This is a genomic window from Tatumella ptyseos ATCC 33301 (assembly GCF_000735525.1).
Classification (GTDB): domain Bacteria; phylum Pseudomonadota; class Gammaproteobacteria; order Enterobacterales; family Enterobacteriaceae; genus Tatumella; species Tatumella ptyseos.
In genome coordinates, this window is record NZ_JMPR01000018.1 from 1 (window position 1) to 21,677 (window position 21,677).

General features: G+C 51.7%; 20 protein-coding genes, 1 tRNA gene and 1 rRNA gene. 11 read left to right on the top strand and 11 right to left on the bottom strand.

Annotated features, from left to right (window positions below; all coding sequences use genetic code 11):
* Positions 1 to 13 precede the first annotated feature (13 nt).
* The 3 genes from GTPT_RS04210 (at position 14) to metA (ending at position 1,509) form a co-directional block, all read left to right on the top strand.
* A tRNA-Thr gene (locus tag GTPT_RS04210) sits at positions 14 to 89 on the top strand.
* A 26-nt stretch (positions 90 to 115) separates the two neighbouring features.
* Positions 116 to 231: ribosomal RNA gene (gene rrf / locus GTPT_RS04215) — 5S ribosomal RNA — on the top strand.
* A gap of 348 nt (positions 232 to 579) precedes the next feature.
* Positions 580 to 1,509 carry a homoserine O-acetyltransferase MetA gene (gene metA / locus GTPT_RS04220; protein ID WP_025900930.1) on the top strand — a complete coding sequence of 310 codons (930 nt, stop codon included), beginning with the start codon at positions 580 to 582 and terminating at the stop codon, positions 1,507 to 1,509.
* Between the two features lie 188 nt (positions 1,510 to 1,697).
* Here the strand turns inward: metA and citG are convergent, their stop codons facing one another.
* Genes citG through GTPT_RS04260 form a run of 8 tightly spaced genes read right to left on the bottom strand, consistent with a single transcriptional unit; the run spans position 1,698 to position 9,100 of the window.
* Positions 1,698 to 2,585, bottom strand: coding sequence for a triphosphoribosyl-dephospho-CoA synthase CitG (gene citG, locus GTPT_RS04225; protein ID WP_025900931.1), 888 nt, complete (start codon positions 2,583 to 2,585; stop codon positions 1,698 to 1,700).
* On the bottom strand, positions 2,563 to 3,102 hold the full coding sequence (citX, locus tag GTPT_RS04230) for a citrate lyase holo-[acyl-carrier protein] synthase (protein WP_025900932.1): 540 nt from the start codon (positions 3,100 to 3,102) through the stop codon (positions 2,563 to 2,565). The genes citG and citX overlap by 23 nt, the downstream gene beginning before the upstream one ends.
* A gap of 2 nt (positions 3,103 to 3,104) precedes the next feature.
* Positions 3,105 to 4,616: a citrate lyase subunit alpha gene (gene citF / locus GTPT_RS04235; protein ID WP_029989675.1), complete on the bottom strand. Its 1,512-nt coding sequence runs from the start codon at positions 4,614 to 4,616 to the stop codon at positions 3,105 to 3,107.
* Between the two features lie 10 nt (positions 4,617 to 4,626).
* Positions 4,627 to 5,502 carry a citrate (pro-3S)-lyase subunit beta gene (gene citE / locus GTPT_RS04240; RefSeq protein WP_025900934.1) on the bottom strand — a complete coding sequence of 292 codons (876 nt, stop codon included), beginning with the start codon at positions 5,500 to 5,502 and terminating at the stop codon, positions 4,627 to 4,629.
* Positions 5,499 to 5,792 (bottom strand): citrate lyase acyl carrier protein, encoded by a 294-nt coding sequence (gene citD / locus GTPT_RS04245; protein WP_025900935.1) that lies wholly within the window; start codon positions 5,790 to 5,792, stop codon positions 5,499 to 5,501. Before citD ends, citE begins: the two co-directional genes overlap by 4 nt.
* A gap of 18 nt (positions 5,793 to 5,810) precedes the next feature.
* Positions 5,811 to 6,839, bottom strand: a complete 1,029-nt coding sequence (gene citC, locus GTPT_RS04250; RefSeq protein WP_025900936.1) for a [citrate (pro-3S)-lyase] ligase — start codon at positions 6,837 to 6,839, stop codon at positions 5,811 to 5,813.
* Positions 6,840 to 6,844: 5 nt separating this feature from the next.
* Positions 6,845 to 7,720 (bottom strand): fumarylacetoacetate hydrolase family protein, encoded by an 876-nt coding sequence (locus GTPT_RS04255; RefSeq protein ID WP_025900937.1) that lies wholly within the window; start codon positions 7,718 to 7,720, stop codon positions 6,845 to 6,847.
* 21 nt (positions 7,721 to 7,741) lie between these two features.
* Complete coding sequence (locus tag GTPT_RS04260) at positions 7,742 to 9,100, bottom strand: 2-hydroxycarboxylate transporter family protein (protein ID WP_051170701.1); 1,359 nt, start codon at positions 9,098 to 9,100, stop codon at positions 7,742 to 7,744.
* A 355-nt stretch (positions 9,101 to 9,455) separates the two neighbouring features.
* On the opposite strand from GTPT_RS04260, the gene GTPT_RS04265 reads away from it, so the two are divergent.
* Positions 9,456 to 11,063: an ATP-binding protein gene (locus GTPT_RS04265; RefSeq protein ID WP_025900939.1), complete on the top strand. Its 1,608-nt coding sequence runs from the start codon at positions 9,456 to 9,458 to the stop codon at positions 11,061 to 11,063.
* Between the two features lie 34 nt (positions 11,064 to 11,097).
* Positions 11,098 to 11,796 carry a response regulator gene (locus tag GTPT_RS04270; protein ID WP_025900940.1) on the top strand — a complete coding sequence of 233 codons (699 nt, stop codon included), beginning with the start codon at positions 11,098 to 11,100 and terminating at the stop codon, positions 11,794 to 11,796.
* Between the two features lie 24 nt (positions 11,797 to 11,820).
* On the opposite strand, the gene GTPT_RS04275 is transcribed toward GTPT_RS04270, so the two are convergent.
* On the bottom strand, positions 11,821 to 12,498 hold the full coding sequence (locus GTPT_RS04275; protein ID WP_029989681.1) for a UTRA domain-containing protein: 678 nt from the start codon (positions 12,496 to 12,498) through the stop codon (positions 11,821 to 11,823).
* 250 nt (positions 12,499 to 12,748) lie between these two features.
* Here GTPT_RS04275 and GTPT_RS04280 point away from each other — a divergent pair, with 250 nt between their 5' ends.
* From GTPT_RS04280 to GTPT_RS04305, 6 genes are all read left to right on the top strand, one after another.
* Positions 12,749 to 13,810, top strand: a complete 1,062-nt coding sequence (locus GTPT_RS04280; RefSeq protein WP_029989683.1) for an ABC transporter substrate-binding protein — start codon at positions 12,749 to 12,751, stop codon at positions 13,808 to 13,810.
* Positions 13,811 to 13,831: 21 nt separating this feature from the next.
* Positions 13,832 to 14,653 (top strand): alkaline phosphatase family protein, encoded by an 822-nt coding sequence (locus GTPT_RS04285; RefSeq protein ID WP_029989685.1) that lies wholly within the window; start codon positions 13,832 to 13,834, stop codon positions 14,651 to 14,653.
* Positions 14,650 to 15,495, top strand: coding sequence for an ABC transporter permease (locus GTPT_RS04290; RefSeq protein WP_025900944.1), 846 nt, complete (start codon positions 14,650 to 14,652; stop codon positions 15,493 to 15,495). Before GTPT_RS04285 ends, GTPT_RS04290 begins: the two co-directional genes overlap by 4 nt.
* Before the next feature lie 11 nt (positions 15,496 to 15,506).
* The gene (locus GTPT_RS04295; RefSeq protein WP_029989686.1) at positions 15,507 to 16,286 is read left to right on the top strand and encodes an ABC transporter permease; all 780 of its coding nucleotides are present in this window, start codon (positions 15,507 to 15,509) and stop codon (positions 16,284 to 16,286) included.
* A gap of 8 nt (positions 16,287 to 16,294) precedes the next feature.
* The gene (locus GTPT_RS04300) at positions 16,295 to 17,287 is read left to right on the top strand and encodes an ABC transporter ATP-binding protein (RefSeq protein WP_029989688.1); all 993 of its coding nucleotides are present in this window, start codon (positions 16,295 to 16,297) and stop codon (positions 17,285 to 17,287) included.
* A gap of 126 nt (positions 17,288 to 17,413) precedes the next feature.
* Entirely contained in the window at positions 17,414 to 19,039 is a 1,626-nt protein-coding gene (locus tag GTPT_RS04305; protein ID WP_025900947.1) for a Na/Pi cotransporter family protein, read from the top strand.
* A gap of 32 nt (positions 19,040 to 19,071) precedes the next feature.
* On the opposite strand, the gene panS is transcribed toward GTPT_RS04305, so the two are convergent.
* Together panS and lysC are read right to left on the bottom strand one after the other, a co-directional pair.
* Positions 19,072 to 19,992 (bottom strand): ketopantoate/pantoate/pantothenate transporter PanS, encoded by a 921-nt coding sequence (gene panS, locus GTPT_RS04310; protein WP_025900948.1) that lies wholly within the window; start codon positions 19,990 to 19,992, stop codon positions 19,072 to 19,074.
* Positions 19,993 to 20,256: 264 nt separating this feature from the next.
* On the bottom strand, positions 20,257 to 21,612 hold the full coding sequence (gene lysC, locus GTPT_RS04315) for a lysine-sensitive aspartokinase 3 (RefSeq protein ID WP_025900949.1): 1,356 nt from the start codon (positions 21,610 to 21,612) through the stop codon (positions 20,257 to 20,259).
* Positions 21,613 to 21,677 lie beyond the last annotated feature (65 nt).

Here is a 21,677-nt window from a genome sequence, read left to right on the forward strand (position 1 = left end):
TCCAATTTAAAGTGCTGATATGGCTCAGTTGGTAGAGCGCACCCTTGGTAAGGGTGAGGTCCCCAGTTCGACTCTGGGTATCAGCACCAGTTATACAATTAAGTAAAAGAATTTGCCTGGCGGCAAGAGCGCGATGGTCCCACCTGAACCCATGCCGAACTCAGAAGTGAAACGTTGTAGCGCCGATGGTAGTGTGGGGTCTCCCCATGCGAGAGTAGGGAACTGCCAGGCACCAAATCAAGTAAAAGGCCCTGTCTGATGACAGGGCCTTTTATTTTTCGGGATATAAAGTAGAAAATGGCCGAAACCGCCGGATTTTCTCTCCTGAATGTCAAAAGGCCACCCGAAAGGGTGGCCTTTTTGCGTTTAATCCTCTCCCAAACTGCCGATAAAACCGGCCACAGGTTGTTTTTACGCCTTTTTTCCCGCGCAACCCACCGTCTTTTGCGGAGAGTTGCTAAACTAAGCTGAAACATTTTCATTATCGGCGAATCATTCTCGACTTTTCTGCAGTCCCACGTTAACCTTGGCTGTCTGGATGTCTAAACGTTTATATGGTTAAATAAAAGGTGTCAGGTAATGCCAATCAGAGTGCCGGATGAACTCCCTGCAGTAAATTTTTTGCGTAATGAAAATGTCTTTGTGATGACCTCATCCCGTGCGCTGGTGCAGAATATCCGGCCGCTAAAAATTCTGATCCTCAACCTGATGCCAAAAAAGATAGAAACTGAAAATCAGTTTCTGCGCCTGCTTTCTAACTCGCCACTGCAACTGGATATTCAGTTATTGCGGATTGATAACCGTGAATCCAGAAACACGCCGACAGAGCATCTGGACACTTTTTACCGTAATTTCGCCGATATTCGCGATGAAAACTATGATGGTCTGATTGTCACCGGTGCGCCGCTGGGTCTGGTTGACTTTGATGATGTGGCTTACTGGCCACAGATACAGCAGGTATTACACTGGGCGAAAGATCACGTCACTTCCACGCTGTTTGTCTGCTGGGCTGTTCAGGCGGCACTGAATATTCTTTATGGGTTACCTAAAATTACCCGTGAGCAAAAGTTATCGGGCGTATACCAGCATAGTCTGGTACAGCCGCATGCATTACTGACCCGGGGGTTTGATGATCAGTTTCTGGCCCCGCATTCACGCTATGCAGATTTTCCGACGGATATTATCCGTGAACATACGGATCTTGACCTGTTTGCTGTCTCAGAAGAGACCGGGGCCTATCTGATGGCGAGCCGGGATAAACGTCTGGTCTTTGTGACCGGCCATCCGGAATATGATTCACATACATTGGCCGACGAATATTTGCGGGATATCGGTGCCGGTATTGATTCGCCGCTGCCTTATAATTACTTTCCGGGCAATAATTGTCGCCTGACACCACAAGCCAGCTGGCGTAGTCATGGTCATCTGCTGTTCTCAAACTGGCTGAATTATTATGTTTACCAGATAACACCGTATGATCTTAAACATATGACGCCGACCCTGGATTAACCCCTCCTTTCACAGGAAACCGCAGTCAGACACGATTCAGCCTTATGAAACTTCCGGTCCGATAAAATATTTATCGTCGACCCGGATTGTCTCCCGATATTCTGAGATCCGGGTAGCCCCGCCGTGACGTCCGGCAACAGGTTACGGCCTCAGCCATTTATCATGCTGTCTGCCCGGGTCCGTTTCCCTCACCGGCAGCTCACCGTCTGGCATGGAATTTTATAGAATGCTGATTCCGGAGGAGACGGTAAAAAGTCCGCCAGTACCATGGCGACGGCCAGTAAATCTGCACTTCCGCCAGGGCTCAGTCTTCGCAGAATAAAGTGACGATCCATTTCTTCCAGCTCAGTCGTTCCCCAGGGAGCCATCAGTGCTCTCTGCGCAGAATGGCGTACGAACTGCAGACCCTCTATCCCGCCGCGGGAAACCAGGTTACTGTCTGCGTTGACGGCCATTAGTCTTAACAAAGCATTATGATGCTGCCGGTCACCGCTTTCCTGGTGCCAGTAAGGCAGTACATACCGGCGGACGGTAAGAAACCCGCTTTCTGCTTCTCCTCTGGCACCGGTCAGGGAATACTGCTGATAGAGCCTGGCGCCCGCAGATGACGGTGCCTGACCAGAGGCCAGTTCACGGGCCACCATTCCCTGACAGATAGCGCTGATTTCCAGGCACAATGCCGTGGTGCTGAGGGGCTCTTTTCGCCCGGCTAAACGACCGGCAGCACAGCACAGCAGTCCCAGAGAAAATATCCCTCCCTGATGAGTATTCACCTGCCCGGTGGCAGAAAACATCGCTTTTTCACATGCCAGCCCTGCGGGCCGTAGCAAAGACAACTGATTTTCCGCCGGCAGGAAAGCGTGTCTGTACCCCAGTTGCTCAAATACCGTAAACCACGGGGTGATTGCACGGATACTCTGCATAAACAGAGCGTGATCCATATCATGGTGGGCACCGTTATTATTACGGTCAACCAGTCCCGGCTTGGGGGTCAGGTCCAGCTCACGTTGTAGTGCGGCGATCACTTTTTCCGGCAGCGTGGTGACCGGAGCACTAATTACGGGTAAACCAGTCATTGATGATCTTCTCTACGCTTGCCAGGACCTCTGTCTGAGAATGGCATTGTGAACGGGAACAACAGGCTGCTGGTTCATTGCATACCAGGCATCTGCGGCTATGCCGGTTCAGTGATTGCCTGCCGACGGGGCCGGCGACCGGACAGATAACATCAAAGTCCCAGAGCCTGCCCAGCGGATGGGTTTGTTCAGTGTCAATCAGATGTGCTTTTACCTCCGGGGCCGGGTGATCGACACACCATAAGGCTTCCGGCCCTGTCGGCAGCCAGTTTACTTCCCTGGCGATGACTGGCCAGCCATTATTCCTCAGCCGCTGGTCACACACCCGGAGCGCAACCCCCATGATATTTTCATAGCGGGCACTGGTTTTCACCGGGCCCGGCGTGACCAGAGTCAGAGAAATGAGCGGCCGGGAATAACGGCCTGACCATTCCGCCTGACGTTTCGCGCGTTCTTCTTTAGCCAGTAACAACGCCTCCAGGCTGACAGAAGTCCGGGTATGCCCCCGAATCACCATAATTATTCCTCCTTCAGTATCTGGCGGACCACATCAATGACACTGCCGTCACGGTAGTGGATGATACCGACGACTTTATCGGTAAATTTTATCGGCTGTGGCTCACCACAAATCAGTAATGCGCGCTGCCAGAGATCATCAATGGACAGGATGGCCATCCCCGCATCAATAAGACGCTGGCGGAGCTCCGGGCGGGAAGGGTTGACGGCAATCCCATGGTCAGTGACCAGAATATCGATGCTTTCTCCGGGGGTGACCCGCGTAGTGACGCGTTTGACCACTGTCGGAATACGGGTGCGGATTAAAGGGGCGACCACAATGGTCAGATTCGCGGCTGCAGCGACGTCACAATGCCCTCCGGATGCGCCCCGCATCACACCATCTGACCCGGTGATCACATTGACGTTAAAATCGAGATCGATCTCCAGTGCACTGAGGATCACCACATCCAGTTGGTCACAGCTGGCACCTTTACTGGCAGGGTTTGCGTAGACATTAGTGGAGATTTCAATGTGCTGAGGATTACGGGCCAGCGATCCGGCGGCCTGACTGTCAAAGCACTGTGTATCGAGCAGCGTTTCGATCAATCCTTTTTCATGAAGATCCACCAGGCTCCCGGTGATCCCGCCGAGAGCAAAACGGGCGTGGATCCCCTGCGCGGCCATTTTGTCGCCCAGGAACCGGGTACAGGCGGTTGCTGCGGCTCCGGAGCCGGTCTGCATAGAAAAACCTGGTGTGAAATAGCCTGAATGTTCAATAACATCAGCGGCACGGCGGGCAATCAGTAACTCACGGGGGTTGCCCGTCATCCTCGCTGCGCCAACACCGATCTTTGCAGGATCGCCCACGCATGCTGTACGAACAACATAATCCACCTGATCCTGCAAAATACTGGCCGGTAAATTCGGGTAGGGCAGCAGATCTTCGGTCAGCAGTATCACTGTGCGGGCATAACGGGCATCAGTCATTGCATAGCCGAGTGAGCCACAGGCCGAATGGCTGCCTGTGCCACGGGCATTGCCGAACTCATCGCAACCGGGGACGGCCAGGAAGGCAACATCGATCGTGATTTCACCGTCCTGCAGTAGTTTCACCCGTCCGCCGTGTGAATGGATATGAACGGGGTTTTCCATCAATCCGTTGGAGATGGCTTCTGCCAGCTTACCTCGCATTCCGGACGTATAAATGGAGGTGATGACCCCCTGACGGATCGGTTCAATCAGGGGAGAGTTGCAGCTCATTAACGAACTGGATGCTAACGTCAGATCCTTAAAGCCCAGAGAGGCCAGCACGGCCACCACATCATTAATGACCTTATCCCCTTCGCGGAAGGCGTGATGAAAAGAGATGGTCATCCCGTCTTTTAACCCGCTACGGCGTATTGCCTCCTCCAGTGAGTGACAGAGTTTACGGGTGCGTTTTTCCCGCGGGTCAGCAAGCCAGGGAGTGGCGTCATTCGCACCGCCGAAAGGTACAGAAGGGGTAGTGCCGGACAGGCTATCGATAGCGTTCATTCTCTCATCCTTAGTGATATAAACCGGAGGCAGCAGCACGTTCAAGGACGGTCTGCGCATGGTTGATAATGGGGGCATCGATCATTTTTCCGTTCAGTGAGACCACGCCCAGACCTTGTTTTTCCCCTTCACTGGCCGCTTCAATCACCTGTTTTGCATGTTCTACTTCCTGCGGAGTCGGGGAAAAGGCATGGTGCAACAGCGCTATCTGACGGGGATTGATCAGTGATTTCCCGTTAAATCCCATCCGGCGGATCAGGTCGGTTTCTTTCAGGAAACCTTGCTCATCATTGATATCGGACCAGACCACATCAAACGCATCAATACCGGCGGCCCGGGCAGCGTGGAGCACTGCACAACGCGCATAAAACAATTCGGTACCGTCACCCCGCTCGGTCTGCATATCCATGACATAATCGAAAGCGGCCAGTGCTATCCCTATCAGGCGTGGTGAACTGCGGGCGATGGCCACGGCATTAATGACTCCGGTCGCGGACTCTATCGCGGCCATCAGGCGTGTCGAGCCTGTCTGGCGTCCGCAGGCTTTTTCAATGGCTTCGAGATGCGTTTCCAGTACGTAAATATCTTCCGGTGAGTCTGTTTTTGGAAGGCGGATCACATCGGCACCGGCGTATACGGCAGCATGAAGATCCTTTAGTCCGAAAGGGGTGGTTAATGCATTGATACGGACAACTTTTTCAATATCCCGGTACATCGGATGCTGTAATGCGTGAAATACCAGCAGTCGTCCTGCATCTTTTTCATGTACCGACACAGCATCTTCCAGATCGAACATAATGGAATCCGGCCGATAGATAAATGCAGTGGAAAGCATGGCCGCACTGGTCCCGGGCACAAACAGCATACTGCGACGAAGTTTTTTCATACCAGCTTCTCCGGGTCCAGTGAAGTGACTTCTGCGGCACGTAAAACGGCGCACTGTATCCGTGCGCGAAGCACGCAATCGAGAGCGCCTTTATCTTCGATAATGACTAATCCGCTGTTAACGCCCAGAGTTGCCAGTGTTTGTACGGCGACCGCATGGATTTGCTGTCCGAACTGCTGCATGACCTCACTGCGGATCACTATTTCTGTTATGCCGTCCGCAGGGATCACTTTGATCTTTGCATCTCCGGATTCCAGAGTGCCTGCTAACGCCTCTCTGAGAATATTCATGATATTTTTCCTTTTTATTCAGTGTGATACCAGTTGCGCGCTATGCTGCGCCTCCAGATACGAATAGGTGGTCCGCGGAACCTTGTTACGTAGCTGGTCATAATGCCGGCCAGCCAGTAACCGGCGAACTTCTGAGGCTGAAACTGCCGTTCCGTCAGGGCTGGAAATTCGGGGTATTTCTTTCACCGTTATCTTTCCGGCCAGCAGGGTATGCATCGTTTCGTTATAACGACGGGTGGTCGGACAAAAGGGCTCAGAGCCGATATAGCGGTGGGTGATCCCCAGTGCCGGTGCGATGTGATCGCGAAAAAGGAGAAGATCGATAGCGCACCAGGCCTGATCGACGACGGGAGTTTCTTTCAGGAAATAGGCCGGGAAGGTCGCTCGTGAAATAATGTAGGGAGACCCGCCATGCACCGTGACATTGGGCAGATGTGCCACCCCCCGGGTGACCAGAGTAAGCCTGTCGGCATAAGAAAAGAACGAACCTTCTTCACCGACTAAAAACAGGTGTAACCAGTCACACTGACGTGCCGCCTGCTCTGCGAGGAACTGATGGCCAAGGGTGAATGGATTAGCATTCATCACAATTGCTGCAATTTTCCCCCCGGGTTGACGCCATTGCGCTAACTGCCGGCAGTAATGCTGCAGACCCACGGGATTATTTTCCATCAGAACTGCACGATCCCCCTCCTGTGCCAGGGGCCAGAAACCACACTGGCGGAACTGCCCGATATTCTCCGGACGGGTACAGAGGAACAGTGTGGAGATCCGGTTCCTCAGAGCGAAACCTTCCAGTTCAGACAGTAACCGGGCGGTCAGATTCATGCCGCGCCAGGGAAGGTCAGTCACCACACATTTGATGATATTGCCGGCGAGACCGGCACAGCCCGCCAGCCGGTGGCCGATAAAGGCTTCGGCAAAAAATTCGATATCGGCATCGGGTTGTATATTGTACTGCTGAAGAAACGTGTTAATGCGTTCAACGCGCTGAGCGTGTCCGGCGACGCGGGTGAGACGCAGTTGAAATGCGGGCAGTCTGTCCATGGCATTCAGGCGCTCCTTTTTCTCGCAGGCAATGTCGTCACCACGGGATCATCGGCGACGGTGTTGATCAGATGGCCGATCTGTTCAATTTCCACTTCGACCCGATCCCCGGCGTACATAAAAAGAGGAGGATGGCGCTTTTTCCCGACCCCGCCGGGGGACCCGGTAATGATGACATCGCCGGGGCTGAGCCGGGTGAACGTGCTGATATATTCAATCAGCCCGGGAATTTTATGGATCATATGGCAGGTATTATCCTGCTGAACGACGTTGCCGTTCAGCCAGGTTCTGATCATCAGGTTATGGGGATCGTCGATTTCATCGCTGGTGGTCAGGCAGGGCCCGAAGCTGCCGGTATTACGCCAGTTTTTCCCTGCGGTAAACCAGCTGTGCTGCCAGTCTCGTGCTGAGCCATCCATATAACAGCTGTAACCGGCAATATGGTTAAGCGCCTGGCTGCGGGGAATATGGCTGCCCCCGATACCGATAATGACCGCCAGCTCACCTTCATAGTCAAATTCATTGGAATAATAAGGTTTAAGCAGCGGTGTGTTATGGCCGGTCTGTGAATCCGGAAAACGAATAAATAAGGTCGGTGCAGGATCCGTTTGCTCAAATTCCTGACGTTTTTCAGCGTAATTCATCCCGACACACAGTATTTTATTCGGATGCTCAATGACCGGTAAGTAATGAACTTCCTGCCCGGTAAAGTCTGCCTCCTCTCCGAGATACTGCTGTACGGAAGCGAGTTGCCCCGCCTCCAGTAATGATTTCAGGTCAGGAAACCGGAGGCTCAGGCGACTGCCTAAATCGATAATCCCCTCAGGTGTCACTATCCCGTAACTGCGGGTTCCCTGGTGCAGATAACTGGCAATTTTCATTTTACGTCCTGCAAAATACGGTTAAATAAGGAAGTTACCCAGAATAAGTAACGACACTGAAACGTTAATGGCCCCCCCGATACGGGTCGCAATCTGTGCGAATGGCATTAACACCATCCGGTTGCCTGCGGTAAGAATGGCGACATCCCCGGTGCCGCCTTGCCCGCTCTGACAGCAGGAAATGATGGCGACATCAATGGGGTGCATGCCCAGTTTTTTACCCACGAAGAAGCCGGTGACGACCAGTGAGAAGACGGTGCTGATAATGATCAGCAGATTACTCAGCGTGAAGGCATTCACCAGTTCCTGCCACGGTGTGATAGCGACGCCGACAGCAAACAGAATCGGGTAGGTGACGGCGGTCTGAAAGAATTTGTACACCACCTGAGAGCCCGCCAGCAGACGGGGAGATACGCCGTTGACGAGTTTGATAAACACCGCGACGAAGAGCATGCCGACCGGAGCGGGTAAGCCGATGTATTTATGGCCCAGCATACCGACCATATAGAGCAGAACGGCCAGCAGCACTCCGGAGGCAAAGGTGGTGACATCCGGTGCAGCACTGACCGGCTGAGGGGGCTCTTCAGGTTTACCGGAAAGACCGGCGTTAGCTGAAGATGCCGGCATAAGCTGACCTTCTCCGGTTAAGTGCGGGTAACGTTTACCGAGCTGATTTAAGCAGCCGGAAATCACGATGGCGGTCAGACTACCGAGCATGACCATTGGCAGCACCCGGCCGAGTGCCACGCCCTGTTCCATGTGAAGTAACGTGGCATAGCCAATCGACAGAGGGATGGCCCCCTCACCGACACCGCCGGCCATAATGGGTAAGATGATAAAGAAGAAAATCTGGAAAGGTTCCAGCCCGAGTGCGATCCCGACCCCCATACCGACCAGCATCCCCACGATTTCACCGCACAGCATCGGGAAAAAGATACGCAGGAACCCCTGAATTAACGTGGTCCGGTTCATACTCATAATACTGCCGACAATAATGCAGCAGATATAAAGATAAAGAATGTTAGTGGATTTATAGAACGTCTTCGTGGACTGAATGACGACGTCCGGTAGTAAACCATAATAAACCAGTGCCGAGGGAATAAAGGTCGCACAGATAGCCGCGGCACCAATTTTACCGACAATCGGCAGCCGCTTACCAAATTCACCACAGGCGAAACCGAAAAAGGCAAGGGTTGCGACCATGACGACAATATCACTGGCAAGCTGACCTGCCAGACAATCAATAGTGATAAGAACACCGCAGAGTATAAATAAAGGCAGCGGAATAATTCCTATTTTCCAGGTATCCAGGATATGCCACCACTTTTCTTTTAGCGATTTTTTTTCCGTCGTGGGTACTGAGATATGTTTTATCATCATTGCTCTCCTTATTGTTACGCTAAAGTGTGCAGGTGCCGGGCTATTGATGTTGTGATAAGGCATTTAATTATTGAGGAGATTTTATGGCGATTATGGTTTTTATGGATTTTAAGGCGTTAATGGATTTAAACAGCAGAAGTCAGCTCAGGGATATTAATTTTAATTTAGTAATATGTTTTATTTTTGTTTTCTTTTTTTGAATTTATGTTTTTCGGATTGAAGAAGCGCAACTGAAATGAATCCTTCGCAGACAAATAAGCTGTGCAAAGGATCACAAGTTCTTTTGAAAATAAAATAGGATGAAATGAATAATGTTATATTACCAATAGTGTCAGCATACTCTGGCGGACGGGATATGAAACTCTCTTTTCAGATAAAGTTATTTATCTCACTGATGGTGATGTTTTTATTATTATTTTCGGTTTTTGCACTCTATTACTATCTCGAGGCAGGGCGACGGGTTTCTCAGGAAATGGGCGTACGGACACGGGTGCAGGCGGATTTGATCTCTGCTATGCCGGAATTACGTTCTGCGGTAATCCAAAGAGATCTTCAGAAAATAAAACACGTTATGAGTAATATCGTTCCGCTGAGTGACGCCAGTTTTATTGTTATCGGAGATAATAAAATAAATCACTTATATCATTCGGTGAGCCAGGAAAAAGTCGGCACTCCGCTGGTGGGCGGGGATAACGATGAAGTCCTGCGGGGTAAAACGGTGATCACCTGCCGTCGGGGCGGGTTAGGGATCTCTTTACGGAGTAAAGCCCCGGTATTTGATAACCTGGGAAATGTGGTCGGGATTGTTTCTGTCGGATATCTGAAAAGCGATATTGATAATATTACGTTAAGCAAAGCAGTTAATGCGTTCATTATTCTTTCCCTTCTGCTGGTAAGTTTATTTATATATTCCTGGTTTTTTACACGAAGTATAAAAAAACAGATGTTTTCTCTGGAACCCGGGGAGATAGGGCTGCTGGTCCGGCAGCAAAAAGCGATGCTTGAATCCATTTTTGAAGGCGTGATTGCTATCGATGACCAGTTAAGCGTTATTGTGGTGAATAAAGCGGCTCAGCTCCTGCTCGGGATTAATGGTACAGAAAAAGCGCTTACGGAAAAAAAGATCCATCAGCTGATAAAGCCGGTGACATTCTTTGATCTGCCGGTCATGCTGGAAAACGATACCCATGATGAAATTTGTCATTTTAATCAGCGGACCGTTATCGCCAGCCGTGTCCGTATATGGCAGGAAGATAAATTACAGGGATGGGTGATTACGTTTCGTGATCGACAGGAAATAGAGAGTCTGACCGCTCGCTTAAGCCAGGTGAAGTGTTATCTGGAAAATTTACGGATAATGCATCATGAGCAGTTAAACCAGACCACCGTGATCTCCGGATTATTACAATCCGGCCGATATCAGGAAGCCATCAACTTTATTCAGTTACAGTCTGAACATGCACAAAGTGTTCTGGATTTTATCTCAGCGCATTTTGCTTCGCCAATGTTATGCGGCTTGCTGCTGGGGAAAGTCTCACGTGCCAGGGAGAAAGGGGTCGAACTGATTTTTGACCCGACCAGTGAGCTGTTACAGCCTTTTCACGGGCTACCGGAATCGGAACTGATCTCTGTGATCGGTAATTTGCTGGATAATGCGATTGAAGCGACGCAACAGGTTGATCCTTTACACCGAAGGATCGAGGTGTTGATTGCCGGGGGGAATGGGGAGCTGATCATTGAAGTCGCTGATAACGGTGTCGGGATCCCGCCAGAGCTGAAAGATCATCTGTTTGAGCGCGGAATAACCTCAAAGGATAGTGAAGGCCACGGTATCGGACTGTATCTGGTTCACAGCTTTGTCACGCAGGCAGGGGGAGTGATTGAAGTGACTGAAAACCCCGGGGGAGGGACCCTTTTTTCTGTATTTATTCCTGAACGCCCGTCGGATCTGACTGATCCCTGAATGTCAGGATCAGCACTAACGAAAGATAACGCTTATGCCTGATGATCACATTGATGTACTGATTGTTGAAGATGAAAGTGCCCTGGCACAGTTACATGCCGGGCTTGTGAATAATTTTCCGTGTCTGCGGGTCATCGGGATTGCTTCCACCCTCCGGCAGGCCAAAGAGATGATTGAACAACGCAGTCCGCAACTGGTATTGCTGGATAACTATTTACCGGACGGACAGGGGATCACATTAATCAGCTCAGCCATGTTCAGTCGCGCTCAGTGTGCCGTTATTTTTATTACCGCCGCCAGTGATATGAATACCTGCAGCCAGGCCATCCGTGTGGGGGCCTTTGACTATATTCTTAAACCGGTATCGTTGAAGCGATTAAGCCAGTCGCTGGAAAACTTTATCCGTTTCAGCCGACAGCAACGGGAGTGGAAAATTGTAGACCAGAAAAATGTAGATTCCCTCTACCAGCTACAGGCTAAAAATTTTCGACAGCGGGAAACGGATAAAGGGATTGAGGAAAATACCCTGGCCCGGGTACGAAAGCTTTTTACGGATGACCAATCCTGTCTGAGTGTGGATGAGGTGATGACAGGCTCCGGCCTGAGTAAAACAACGGCCAGGCGCTATCTGGAATACTGTGTCAGAGCAAAGTTACTGGGCGTGGAACTGGTTTACGGCAAAATAGGCCACCCCCGACGTTTGTATCGTCACCGTAAAGCAGGTGAGCCGTGACGGGATCCCGGCGGAAAGTCGTGGTCAGGTTTCAACATTGATGCACAGGGCATCATATCGCCAGTATTCATGATCACAATCGATTACCTGCTGATGCTGGTTCTGATTAATCCGTGTGATACAAATTCCCGGGCTGCCCGAGGCGACATTCAGTGCCGGGGCGGCAAATACCGGCAGAGGGCCAGGCAGAACGGTAAAGCGCACCCCGCCATAACGAATGTTATAGAGTTTCTCATACAAATGGGTCAGGGAAAGGGTCAGGTCTTCCTGCAGCAGATTCGGGAAAAAAGCCGGATTCAGATAATGCTCTACATAGAGGACTGCCCGTCCATCAATACGTCTTCTCCGCCGGATACAAAACAGGGTATCGCCGGTCCCGACTTGTAATTGCTGTGCCAGTAGCGGGGTTGCGGAGATCTTGTCGGCACTGAGCACTTCGGTATTTGCCTGTCTGCCCTGACGGGCCGCCATTTCATGAAAATGGCTGCGTAACAGAGGGTTATAGACCAGTCTGGGAGGGGCGATAAACCATCCGCGTCGGAGTTCACGATAGATCTCGCCGCGCGATTCAAGTAAGGCTAATGCTTCACGCAGAGTAATTCGGGTGGTGGAGTATTCTTCTCTGAGTTGCCTTTCTGAAGGCAGGCGTCTGTTGATAAACTCATTATTCTTCAGTCTCTTAAATAAAGAGTCCGCAATCATATCTACCGTTTTAGTGTTTCCGGAGATCACGTGTCAGCCCTGTGTTGGTGCATACCTGCACTTACGGAGTTCATTTCCAGAAGAAAGTCAGATGTCAGTTCTGTCAGCGGCCACCGCTGCAGCTTGCAGAGTATTGTAAAAACACAGCTATCACAACGCTGTCATAAAATTTTCATACGCTGTCACTATATTGGCTTGGATTTTGCTGGACTAGACCAGTGAGCTTATCACTTATCCGCAGGAGCCCGATATGAAAGCCAGTATTGTAACTCTGTTATCAGCCGCTATTTTTCTTGCTCTTCCCGCGGCGCATGCTGCGGACAATAACTTTGCTGCGCTTGAGAAAGCCGCCCGTAGCGAAGGTCAGGTCAACAGTGTCGGTATGCCTGATAGCTGGGCAGACTGGAAAGATACCTGGAATGACATCAGCCGGACGTATGGTATTAAGCACAGCGACACGGATATGTCATCGGCACAGGAGCTGGCGAAATTTGCCGCCGAAAAACAGAATGCCACCGCAGATATCGGCGATGTCGGGGCAGCATTTGGTCCGATCGCAGTCGAAAGAGGTCTGGCGATGGCTTACAAGCCGGATCACTGGGATCAGATCCCTGACTGGGCGAAGGATCAAGGGGGCCACTGGATGCTGGCTTATACCGGTACCATCGCCTTCCTGGTGGATAAACAGCAGGTAAAAGATGTCCCTCACAGCTGGGCTGACCTGAAAAAAGGCAAATATGTTGTCACCATCGGGGATGTCGGGGTAGCGGCACAGGCGGCGAATGGTGTGCTGGCCGCTAACTATGCCCTGGGCGGTGATGAAAAGAACCTGAAACCGGCGCTGACCTTCTTTGGTGATTTAGCCAAACAAGGGCGTCTTGGCTTAACCGATCCGGTGATCGCGAATATCGAAAAAGGTGAGATCCAGGTGGCTGTCGTCTGGGATTTCAACGGACTTAACTACCGTGATCAGATCGATAAAAACCGTTATGAAGTGATCATCCCGTCAGACGGATCGGTCACTTCCGGCTATACCACTATCATCAACAAATACGCAAAACATCCGAATGCCGCCAAACTGGCGCGGGAATTTATTTTCTCCGATGCCGGACAAATTAACCTGGCACGCGGCTACGCCCGCCCTATCCGTGCGCAATATCTTAAATTACCTGCCGATGTTCAGGCCAAACTGCTGCCTGCCTCAGAATATAAAAATGCCCGTCCTGTCAGGGATCAGGCCGCCTGGGATAAGTCATCGAAAATGTTGCCGTCTCTGTGGCAGCAATACGTGATGATCAATATGCAGCAATAACCGATGACCCGGAGGTAAGTGATGAAAACAATACTGGTGGTACTGGATGGGCTGAGTGACAGCGTGGCCGGGCATGCCATGGGGTATTTACACGCTGAATGTGCTCAGGGTAATGGCCAGTATTATTCCATTACCTGTGAATTACCTTCACTGTCGAGACCGCTCTATGAATGTATCCTGACCGGCGTTCCGCCGGTCATCAGCGGGATCATTCATAACGGTGTCTCCCGTATGAGTCACCAGCGCAGTATTTTCCATTATGCCCGTGCGGCCGGGCAGGTGACGGCGGCGGCCGCTTACCACTGGGTCAGTGAGCTTTATAACCGCACGCCGTTTAATGCGGTCCGCGACCGCCATACCCTGGATCCTGAATTGCCCATTCAGTACGGGCATTTCTATTCCGATGACAGTTATCCGGACTCTCACCTGTTCGAGGATGCTGAAAGTTTGAGATTGCAGCACGACCCGGATTTTTTACTGATCCATCCGATGAATGTGGATGATGCCGGGCATAAGTTCGGGCTTGATTCCACCCAATACCGTAACCGGGCCCGCAGAGCTGATGGTTATCTGTCGCACTGGATGCCGCAATGGCTGGCACAGGGCTATCAGGTGATTGTGACCTCTGACCACGGTATGAATGAGGACCATTCGCACGGAGGAACACTCCCTGAAGAAACCGGGGTCCCGCTATTTGTGTTTGGTCAGGCATTCTCACTACAGAAGGTTCTCAGCCCACGACAGACCGAGCTTTGCGGCACGGTATGTGAAATTCTGGGTGTTCCTCACGATAAACCCGTTTGCCGGGGTTTGTTAGCTCGAGCCTTCAGGGAGGAGGAATGAAAGGAAAACGTGTAGCCCTGCTATGGCTGCTCCCTTTTGCTGTCTTTTATCTGGCTTTCCAGGTCGCTCCGCTGGCCTGGGTTGCCGGAAACAGTTTCTGGAGCGATGTTAACAGCCGCTGGGGGCTGGATAATTACCATGACATTCTGACCTCACCGTTCTATCTGCAGGCGATCCGTTTTTCGCTGGATATTTCGTTCTGGTCGAGTCTGTATGGCGTGTTGATCTCGCTGGTGGCAGGGTACTCCCTTAGTCAGCTGGCAGAAAGCAAACTGCATCGGTTCCTGCTGGCTTTCACTAATATGACCAGTAACTTTGCCGGTGTGCCGCTGGCCTTTGCCTTTATTATTCTGTTGGGGCTGAACGGGTGCCTGACACTCATCATGCGCCGCTATGGTATGGGCGGAGACTTCCGGCTGTTTTCCCGCGACGGCATGATAGTGGTCTATACCTGGTTTCAGATCCCGCTCGGGGTGATGTTACTGCTGCCTGCTTTTGATGGCCTGAAAAAGGAGTGGCGGGAATCTGCAGCGTTGCTCGGTGCCGGACGTCTTAGCTACTGGCGTCACGTTGCACTGCCCATTCTCTCACCGGCATTACTGGGTACATTTGTGATCCTTCTGGCAAATGCTCTCGGAGCGTATGCCACCATCTATGCATTGACCAGCGGTAATTTTAACGTCGTCCCCGTACGGATCGCAGCTCTGGTCTCCGGAGATATTTCACTCGACCCCTATATGGGGAGCGCGTTAGCGATGTTGCTGGTTGTGCTGCTGACAGTGATCACCGTCGTACAGCAGTACCTGGTGCGTCGCAGCTACTTAAATGTTAAACGCAGTTGAAGGGAGTCACTATGTCTCAGGCTGAAAAACTGTATCACCGGGTCGTTTGTGGCGTATTACTGGTCATCCTCGCACTTCCGTTACTGGCGACATTGCTCTATGCCCTGTCCCGGGAATGGAGTGACACTATTATGCCGCAGGGGGTGACGCTGTCATGGTTTATTGAGCTTTGGCAGGACCCGCGTTTTCTGGCCGCGCTGGGTCACTCATTAGTCATCTGTCTCGGGGCATTAGTTTTCTCGTTACTGCTGGTACTGCCAGCGATGTTTGTTATTGCTTACTATTACCCCAGGCTGGATAGCATCATGGGTGTGTTGATACTGATGCCCTTTGCTGTGCCCCCGGTGGTTTCTTCGGTCGGCTTGTTGCAACTCTATTCCTCAGAGCCACTAATGCTGACCGGTACCCCCTGGATCCTGATTGGCTGTTATTTCACTATCGCGTTGCCTTTTATGTATCGCGCTATCGCTAACAATATGCAGTCAGTCAACCTTAAAGAACTGATGGATGCGGCACATCTGTTAGGTGCAGGGACTTTCCGTGCCGCGCTGTTTGTTGTGTTACCCAATCTGCGTAAAGGCGTGATGGTCGCGGTGCTCCTGTCCTTCTCCTTTCTGATAGGTGAGTTTGTATTCGCTAACATGCTGACAGGCAACAGCTATGAAACTCTGCAGGTGTATCTCTACAACATGCGCAACGGCAGTGGTCATTTTACCAGTGCGTTAGTGATCTCCTATTTCACTGTTATTTTACTGGTCACCGGGGTGGCCAATCTGCTTAACCGTAAGTGAGGCTCTGTATGGCAACGCTGAATGTAAAAAAACTGAATAAGAGCTTTGGTACGACGTCTGTGTTCCGGGACATCAATTTTACGGCGAACGAAGGTGAATTTGTCACTTTACTGGGGCCGAGTGGTTGCGGGAAATCGACGTTATTACGTTGTCTGGCAGGGTTAACCCCGGTGGATAGCGGGGAGATTTTTTTAGCGAATAAAAATATCGTTAACCAGCCGGTTCAGCAGCGGGGAATTGGCATGGTGTTTCAGAGTTATGCGCTGTTTCCGAATATGACCGTCGAAAAAAACGTCGCTTTTGGACTGAAAATGCAAAAACTCCCCGCCACGGAGATCCGTCGGCGGGTTGCTGAGGCACTGGAAATGGTCGAACTGAATGAGTTTGCCAATCGCTATCCTCATCAGTTGTCCGGTGGCCAGTGTCAGCGTGTGGCGCTGGCCCGCTCGCTGGTGACCCGACCGGCATTATTGTTACTGGACGAGCCGCTTTCTGCCCTGGATGCCCGTATCCGCCGTCATTTACGTGATCAAATCCGCCTGATCCAGAAAGAACTTAATCTGACGACTATTTTTGTCACTCATGACCAGGAAGAAGCTCTGACGCTATCGGATCGTATCGTTTTGATGAATAAAGGTAATATTGTACAAAACGGTGGGGCTGAAGAACTGTATACTCAACCGGCAGATTTGTTTGCTGCCGGATTTATAGGCAACTACAATTTACTCACGCCGGAACAGGCAACACGGTTAACCGGGCAGGTCTACAGCGCTCATGTGGCTATCCGGCCGGAAACCTTGAGTTTCTGCCAGAGCGGTCAGGGGTTAGCCGCACGTATCCTGAGCAGCAGTTTGCTGGGAAATATCATCCGCTACCGGGTGGAGTGCCAGGGCATTGAATTATCAGTCGATATTCTCAATCGTCACGATGATGATCTCTATGCTGCCGGGCAGCGAATCGATTTACGGGTAGATGCTGGCGCATTACGGAATGTTGCCTGAGACAGACGTCAGGCGATGTGATTCAGTAAGACGGAGGTGAAGGGCCTGAATGCGATAGCCTGTCCGGAGGAGATTGGCTCATTTTCGTCACCGGCGGAAATAGACAGGAAAAGGAGCAACCTTAGCGTGTTAACACTATTAAATTTACTTTCAGCGGTCGCATTACTGGTATGGGGCACACATATTGTCCGTACCGGGATTATGCGGGTTTACGGGGCGGATCTACGCCGGGTCATCAGCCGTAGTGTGGAAAAAAAGCCTCTGGCTTTTCTTGCCGGCATCGGTGTCACCGCTCTGGTACAAAGCAGTAACGCCACCACGTTACTGGTCACCTCTTTCGTGTCGCAAAATCTGATGGCACTGACCCCTGCGCTGGTGGTGGTGCTGGGGGCCGATGTCGGGACCGCCATTATGGCCCGGATCCTGACCTATGATCTGTCCTGGCTATCCCCCTTATTTATCTTTATCGGTGTCATTTTCTTTCTTAGCCGTAAACAGACCCGGCTCGGGCAAATCGGCCGAACCAGTATTGGCCTCGGGCTGATCTTACTGGCGCTGCAACTGATTGTGCAGGCGTCTCATCCCATCACTCAGGCCGCCGGGGTACAGGTGCTTTTTTCTTCACTGACCGGGGATATTCTGCTGGATGCGCTGGTCGGTGCCGTCTTTGCGATTGTCAGTTACTCCAGTCTGGCTGCTGTGTTAATCACCGCGACCCTGACCGCGACCGATGTTATCTCGTTTAAGGTGGCGTTGTGCCTGGTGATTGGTGCGAACCTGGGGAGCGGGTTACTGGCCATGATCAATAACAGCGGCTCGACGACAGCAGGAAAGCGGGTAGCGCTGGGTAGTCTGTTGTTTAAGCTGATCGGCTGCGTCATCATCCTGCCGTTTGTGAATCTGATTGCAAACGGGCTGTCGACCGTGCCGATGAGTAATTCCGAACTGGTGATCTCCTTCCATGTTTTCTATAACGTCATCCGGTGTGTCGCTCTGGTACCGTTCAGCGGCATGATGGCCGCATTGTGCCGGCGACTGATTGCCGATGATGTTGAGCATGATCTGCGTTTGCGCCCGAAACACCTGGATTACAGTATGCTGGATACCCCGGCATTGGCACTGGTGAATGCGGCCCGGGAAACCCTGCGTATCGGCGATGTGGTTGAGCAGATGCTGGAAACGCTGAATAAGGTATTGCAGGGTGAAGTGCGTGAAGAGCGCAATATCCGGCGGCTGGATGATGACGTGGATGTATTGTATACCGCGATAAAACTCTATCTGGCACAGATGCCGAAAGAAGATCTGGCGGCGGAAGATTCCCGGCGCTGGGCGGAGATTATCGATCTGGCGCTGAATCTTGAGCAGGCTGGCGATATTATTGAACGGATGTCCGCAGAAATTGCGGCGAAATCTCTGGCTGCCCACCGTCCGTTTTCTTCTGAAGGGGTGCTGGAGCTGGAATCGATGCAGGAACAACTGCTGAAAAACCTGCATCTGAGTATGTCGGTCTTTATTTCACGGGACATCACCACGGCAAAAAGGTTACGCCGGGCGAAACACCGTTTCCGCATCCTGAACCAGCGTTATTCACTGGCCCACGTCAATCGTCTGCATCAGCAGAATGTGCAGAGTATCGAAACCAGTTCGCTGCATCTCGGATTGCTGGGGGATATGAAACGGCTGAACTCGCTTTTCTGTTCTGTGGCTTACAGTGTGCTGGAACAGCCGGAAGAAAATGACCTCCGCGACTGATCCGGATGCCGGACGTGCCGGCATCCCTGGTTTTAGTCTTTGCGTGTAATCGGTTTGCCTGACCAGTAACCCGACAGTAAAGAGCCGGAAAAGTTATGCCAGACGGAAAATAAAGCGCCGGGTAATGCGGCGACCGGGGTGAAATAGAGTTTGCCCAGGGTCGCCGCCAGTCCTGAATTCTGCATACCCACTTCCAGTGCCAGCGTCCTGCAGGTCGATTCATCAAATCCGAACAGCTTACCGCCGAAATATCCTCCCAGCAGACCAATGGCGTTATGCAGGATCACGGCGGCAATCACCACCAATCCCACAGAGCCGATAAACGCCCGGCTGCCTGCCACCACGGCACTGATGATCAGCAGAATACAGACCATCGAAAACGCGGGCAGATAAGGCTCTGCTTTCTTTACCAGGCGCGTCGCGCTGTGATGCACTATCAGGCCCAGGCCAATCGGGATCAGAACGATTTCTATAATGCTCCAGAGCATGCCGGCAATATCGACCTGAATATGTGTATCCACATACAGCCGGGTCAGCAGCGGAGTCGCTACGACACCGACCAGGGCGGAAACAGACGAAATGGTCACCGAGAGTGCCACATCGCCTTTGGCAAGATAAATCATGACATTAGACGCCGTACCACTGGCCACACTGCCGACCAGGATCATCCCTGCCGCCAGATCCGGGGGCATATGGAACAGCTTCGCCAGCCCCCAGGCCGCCAGTGGCATCACAAAATAGTGTAAAAATGTGCCGGCCAGTACGGGGGCCGGGCGGGTGATCACACGCTTAAAGTCATCAATACTCAGCGTCACACCCATGGCGAACATAATCAGCATCAGTAATTCACTGACCCAGGGACCGATAGGCAGAAACAGGCCGGGTGAAAAATAAGCCACCACAGAAAGCAGAATAGCCCAGAGGGGGAACAGACGGGTGATGTTGGCGAGCATAGCCGGGAGTCCTTATAATTTTAACGTTACTTTTTTATCATGAGCAGGATTGCCACAGAAAAATGCCTCCGGGTGCATTCAGGGAGGCAAAATTTATCATAACATTTCGATCTGAATGCAACAGGGACATCACAGAACTTCGCCGGATGTGCTTTGAAAAACAGGAAAACCAGAGGATTATCAGGCCATTCAGGGCAGGAATAGCCTGTCTTAAGGGAAGACGGACAGACTGCAGTGGATCATTGCTGTCCGTCCGTCGGCGGCTTAGCCGAAAAGATGTTTATGCAGGGTACGAACGACGTCTTCTGCTTCGTCCGACGGGATCAGGAAACACAAGTTATGGCTGCTGGCACCATAGCAAATCAGGCGCAGGCTGAACGGGTCCAGAACGCCGAATACCTCTTTACCCATTCCGGTGGCTTCTGCCAGGTGGTTGCCTATCAGGGCTACCAGAGACAGGTTTTCCTCGACTTCCACACGACAGAGTGATGAAAGCTCAGTGAGTAATCCCTGGGTCAGCAGACTGCCTTTAGACGAGGTAGAACCGGTCGTATCCAGCGTTAATGCCACACTGACTTCGGAAGTCGTGATCAGGTCGACCGAAATATTATGACGGGCCAGAATGGCAAACACCTCGGCGAGAAAACCCCGCGCATGCAGCATATTCAGGCTGTGAAGGGTTAACAGCGTCTGGCTGCGGCGTAACGTCACGGCCCGGAACTGAGGCTGATGCCGTGTCTGGTTATCGACCAGCGTTCCGCCGGCTTCCGGGGTTTTACTTGACCCGACGAAGACCGGAATATCATTGCGTACTGCCGGGATCAGCGTGGCCGGATGCAGCACTTTTGCGCCGAACGTCGCCATTTCAGCGGCTTCTTCAAAGGTAATTTCATCGATACGCACGGCCTCAGGCACGATGCGGGGGTCGGTGGTATAAATTCCGGGCACATCCGTCCAGATATCGATGCGGCGTGCCTGTAAGGCTTCACCGAGTAATGCGGCGGTATAATCACTGCCGCCCCGGCCGAGGGTCGTCGTCAGGCCGTTTTCTTCACAGCCAATAAAGCCCTGGGTTATCACCAGAGAATCATTGACCAGGGGCACGAGCAGGGACTGAGCAAGCTCCGCCAGTGTGGCAATATTGGGTTCGGCACGCCCGAAATGATTATTGGTTTTCATGACCTTGCGGACATCAAACCACTGCGCGGGCACATCGCGCTCGCGTAAAATTTCGGTAAACAGCAGGGTGGACAGTAACTCGCCGTGACTGACTATTTCATCGGTCAGTTCTGCACAAGGGGAGTGGGTGGCTTTTGCCGCCAGCAAAGCGACATTTTCAATGATACGTTCGATTTCAGTGTGGATCACTGCGGCCGATCGCAGGCGATTGGCAATGGCATACTGTATTTGACCGAGGTTTTTCAGTAAGTGCTGACGTTCGTCGTCAGGTTGGCCTTCGGCCAGAGAAACCAGCAGGTTAGTGACGCCGGCAGAAGCTGAAAGAACGACAACTTTTACGTCAGGCCGGGACAGGACAATATCAGCGCTACGATTCATTGCTTCATAATCAGCAACGCTGGTTCCGCCAAATTTAGCAACGATTAATGCGGATTGGGACATGCAAATACAACCTCGAGTCAGGGTCTTAATTCAGGCTTGACACAAGGGTGAGCGGATACAGGCAG

What these genes read in the sequence shown, in the direction of transcription:
- GTPT_RS04295 (WP_029989686.1), top strand. Translation starts at nt 15,507, where the DNA reads ATGTCTCAGGCTGAAAAACTGTATCACCGGGTCGTTTGTGGCGTATTA.
- GTPT_RS04285 (WP_029989685.1), top strand. Translation starts at nt 13,832, where the DNA reads ATGAAAACAATACTGGTGGTACTGGATGGGCTGAGTGACAGCGTGGCC.
- GTPT_RS04275 (WP_029989681.1), bottom strand. Translation starts at nt 12,498, where the DNA reads ATGATTGCGGACTCTTTATTTAAGAGACTGAAGAATAATGAGTTTATC.
- citD (WP_025900935.1), bottom strand. Translation starts at nt 5,792, where the DNA reads ATGAATATTCTCAGAGAGGCGTTAGCAGGCACTCTGGAATCCGGAGAT.
- GTPT_RS04270 (WP_025900940.1), top strand. Translation starts at nt 11,098, where the DNA reads ATGCCTGATGATCACATTGATGTACTGATTGTTGAAGATGAAAGTGCC.
- GTPT_RS04265 (WP_025900939.1), top strand. Translation starts at nt 9,456, where the DNA reads ATGAAACTCTCTTTTCAGATAAAGTTATTTATCTCACTGATGGTGATG.
- GTPT_RS04300 (WP_029989688.1), top strand. Translation starts at nt 16,295, where the DNA reads ATGGCAACGCTGAATGTAAAAAAACTGAATAAGAGCTTTGGTACGACG.
- panS (WP_025900948.1), bottom strand. Translation starts at nt 19,992, where the DNA reads ATGCTCGCCAACATCACCCGTCTGTTCCCCCTCTGGGCTATTCTGCTT.
- citG (WP_025900931.1), bottom strand. Translation starts at nt 2,585, where the DNA reads ATGACTGGTTTACCCGTAATTAGTGCTCCGGTCACCACGCTGCCGGAA.
- GTPT_RS04255 (WP_025900937.1), bottom strand. Translation starts at nt 7,720, where the DNA reads ATGAAAATTGCCAGTTATCTGCACCAGGGAACCCGCAGTTACGGGATA.
- GTPT_RS04260 (WP_051170701.1), bottom strand. Translation starts at nt 9,100, where the DNA reads ATGATGATAAAACATATCTCAGTACCCACGACGGAAAAAAAATCGCTA.
- citE (WP_025900934.1), bottom strand. Translation starts at nt 5,502, where the DNA reads ATGAAAAAACTTCGTCGCAGTATGCTGTTTGTGCCCGGGACCAGTGCG.
- GTPT_RS04280 (WP_029989683.1), top strand. Translation starts at nt 12,749, where the DNA reads ATGAAAGCCAGTATTGTAACTCTGTTATCAGCCGCTATTTTTCTTGCT.
- lysC (WP_025900949.1), bottom strand. Translation starts at nt 21,612, where the DNA reads ATGTCCCAATCCGCATTAATCGTTGCTAAATTTGGCGGAACCAGCGTT.
- GTPT_RS04290 (WP_025900944.1), top strand. Translation starts at nt 14,650, where the DNA reads ATGAAAGGAAAACGTGTAGCCCTGCTATGGCTGCTCCCTTTTGCTGTC.
- citF (WP_029989675.1), bottom strand. Translation starts at nt 4,616, where the DNA reads ATGAACGCTATCGATAGCCTGTCCGGCACTACCCCTTCTGTACCTTTC.
- metA (WP_025900930.1), top strand. Translation starts at nt 580, where the DNA reads ATGCCAATCAGAGTGCCGGATGAACTCCCTGCAGTAAATTTTTTGCGT.
- citX (WP_025900932.1), bottom strand. Translation starts at nt 3,102, where the DNA reads ATGGTGATTCGGGGGCATACCCGGACTTCTGTCAGCCTGGAGGCGTTG.
- citC (WP_025900936.1), bottom strand. Translation starts at nt 6,839, where the DNA reads ATGGACAGACTGCCCGCATTTCAACTGCGTCTCACCCGCGTCGCCGGA.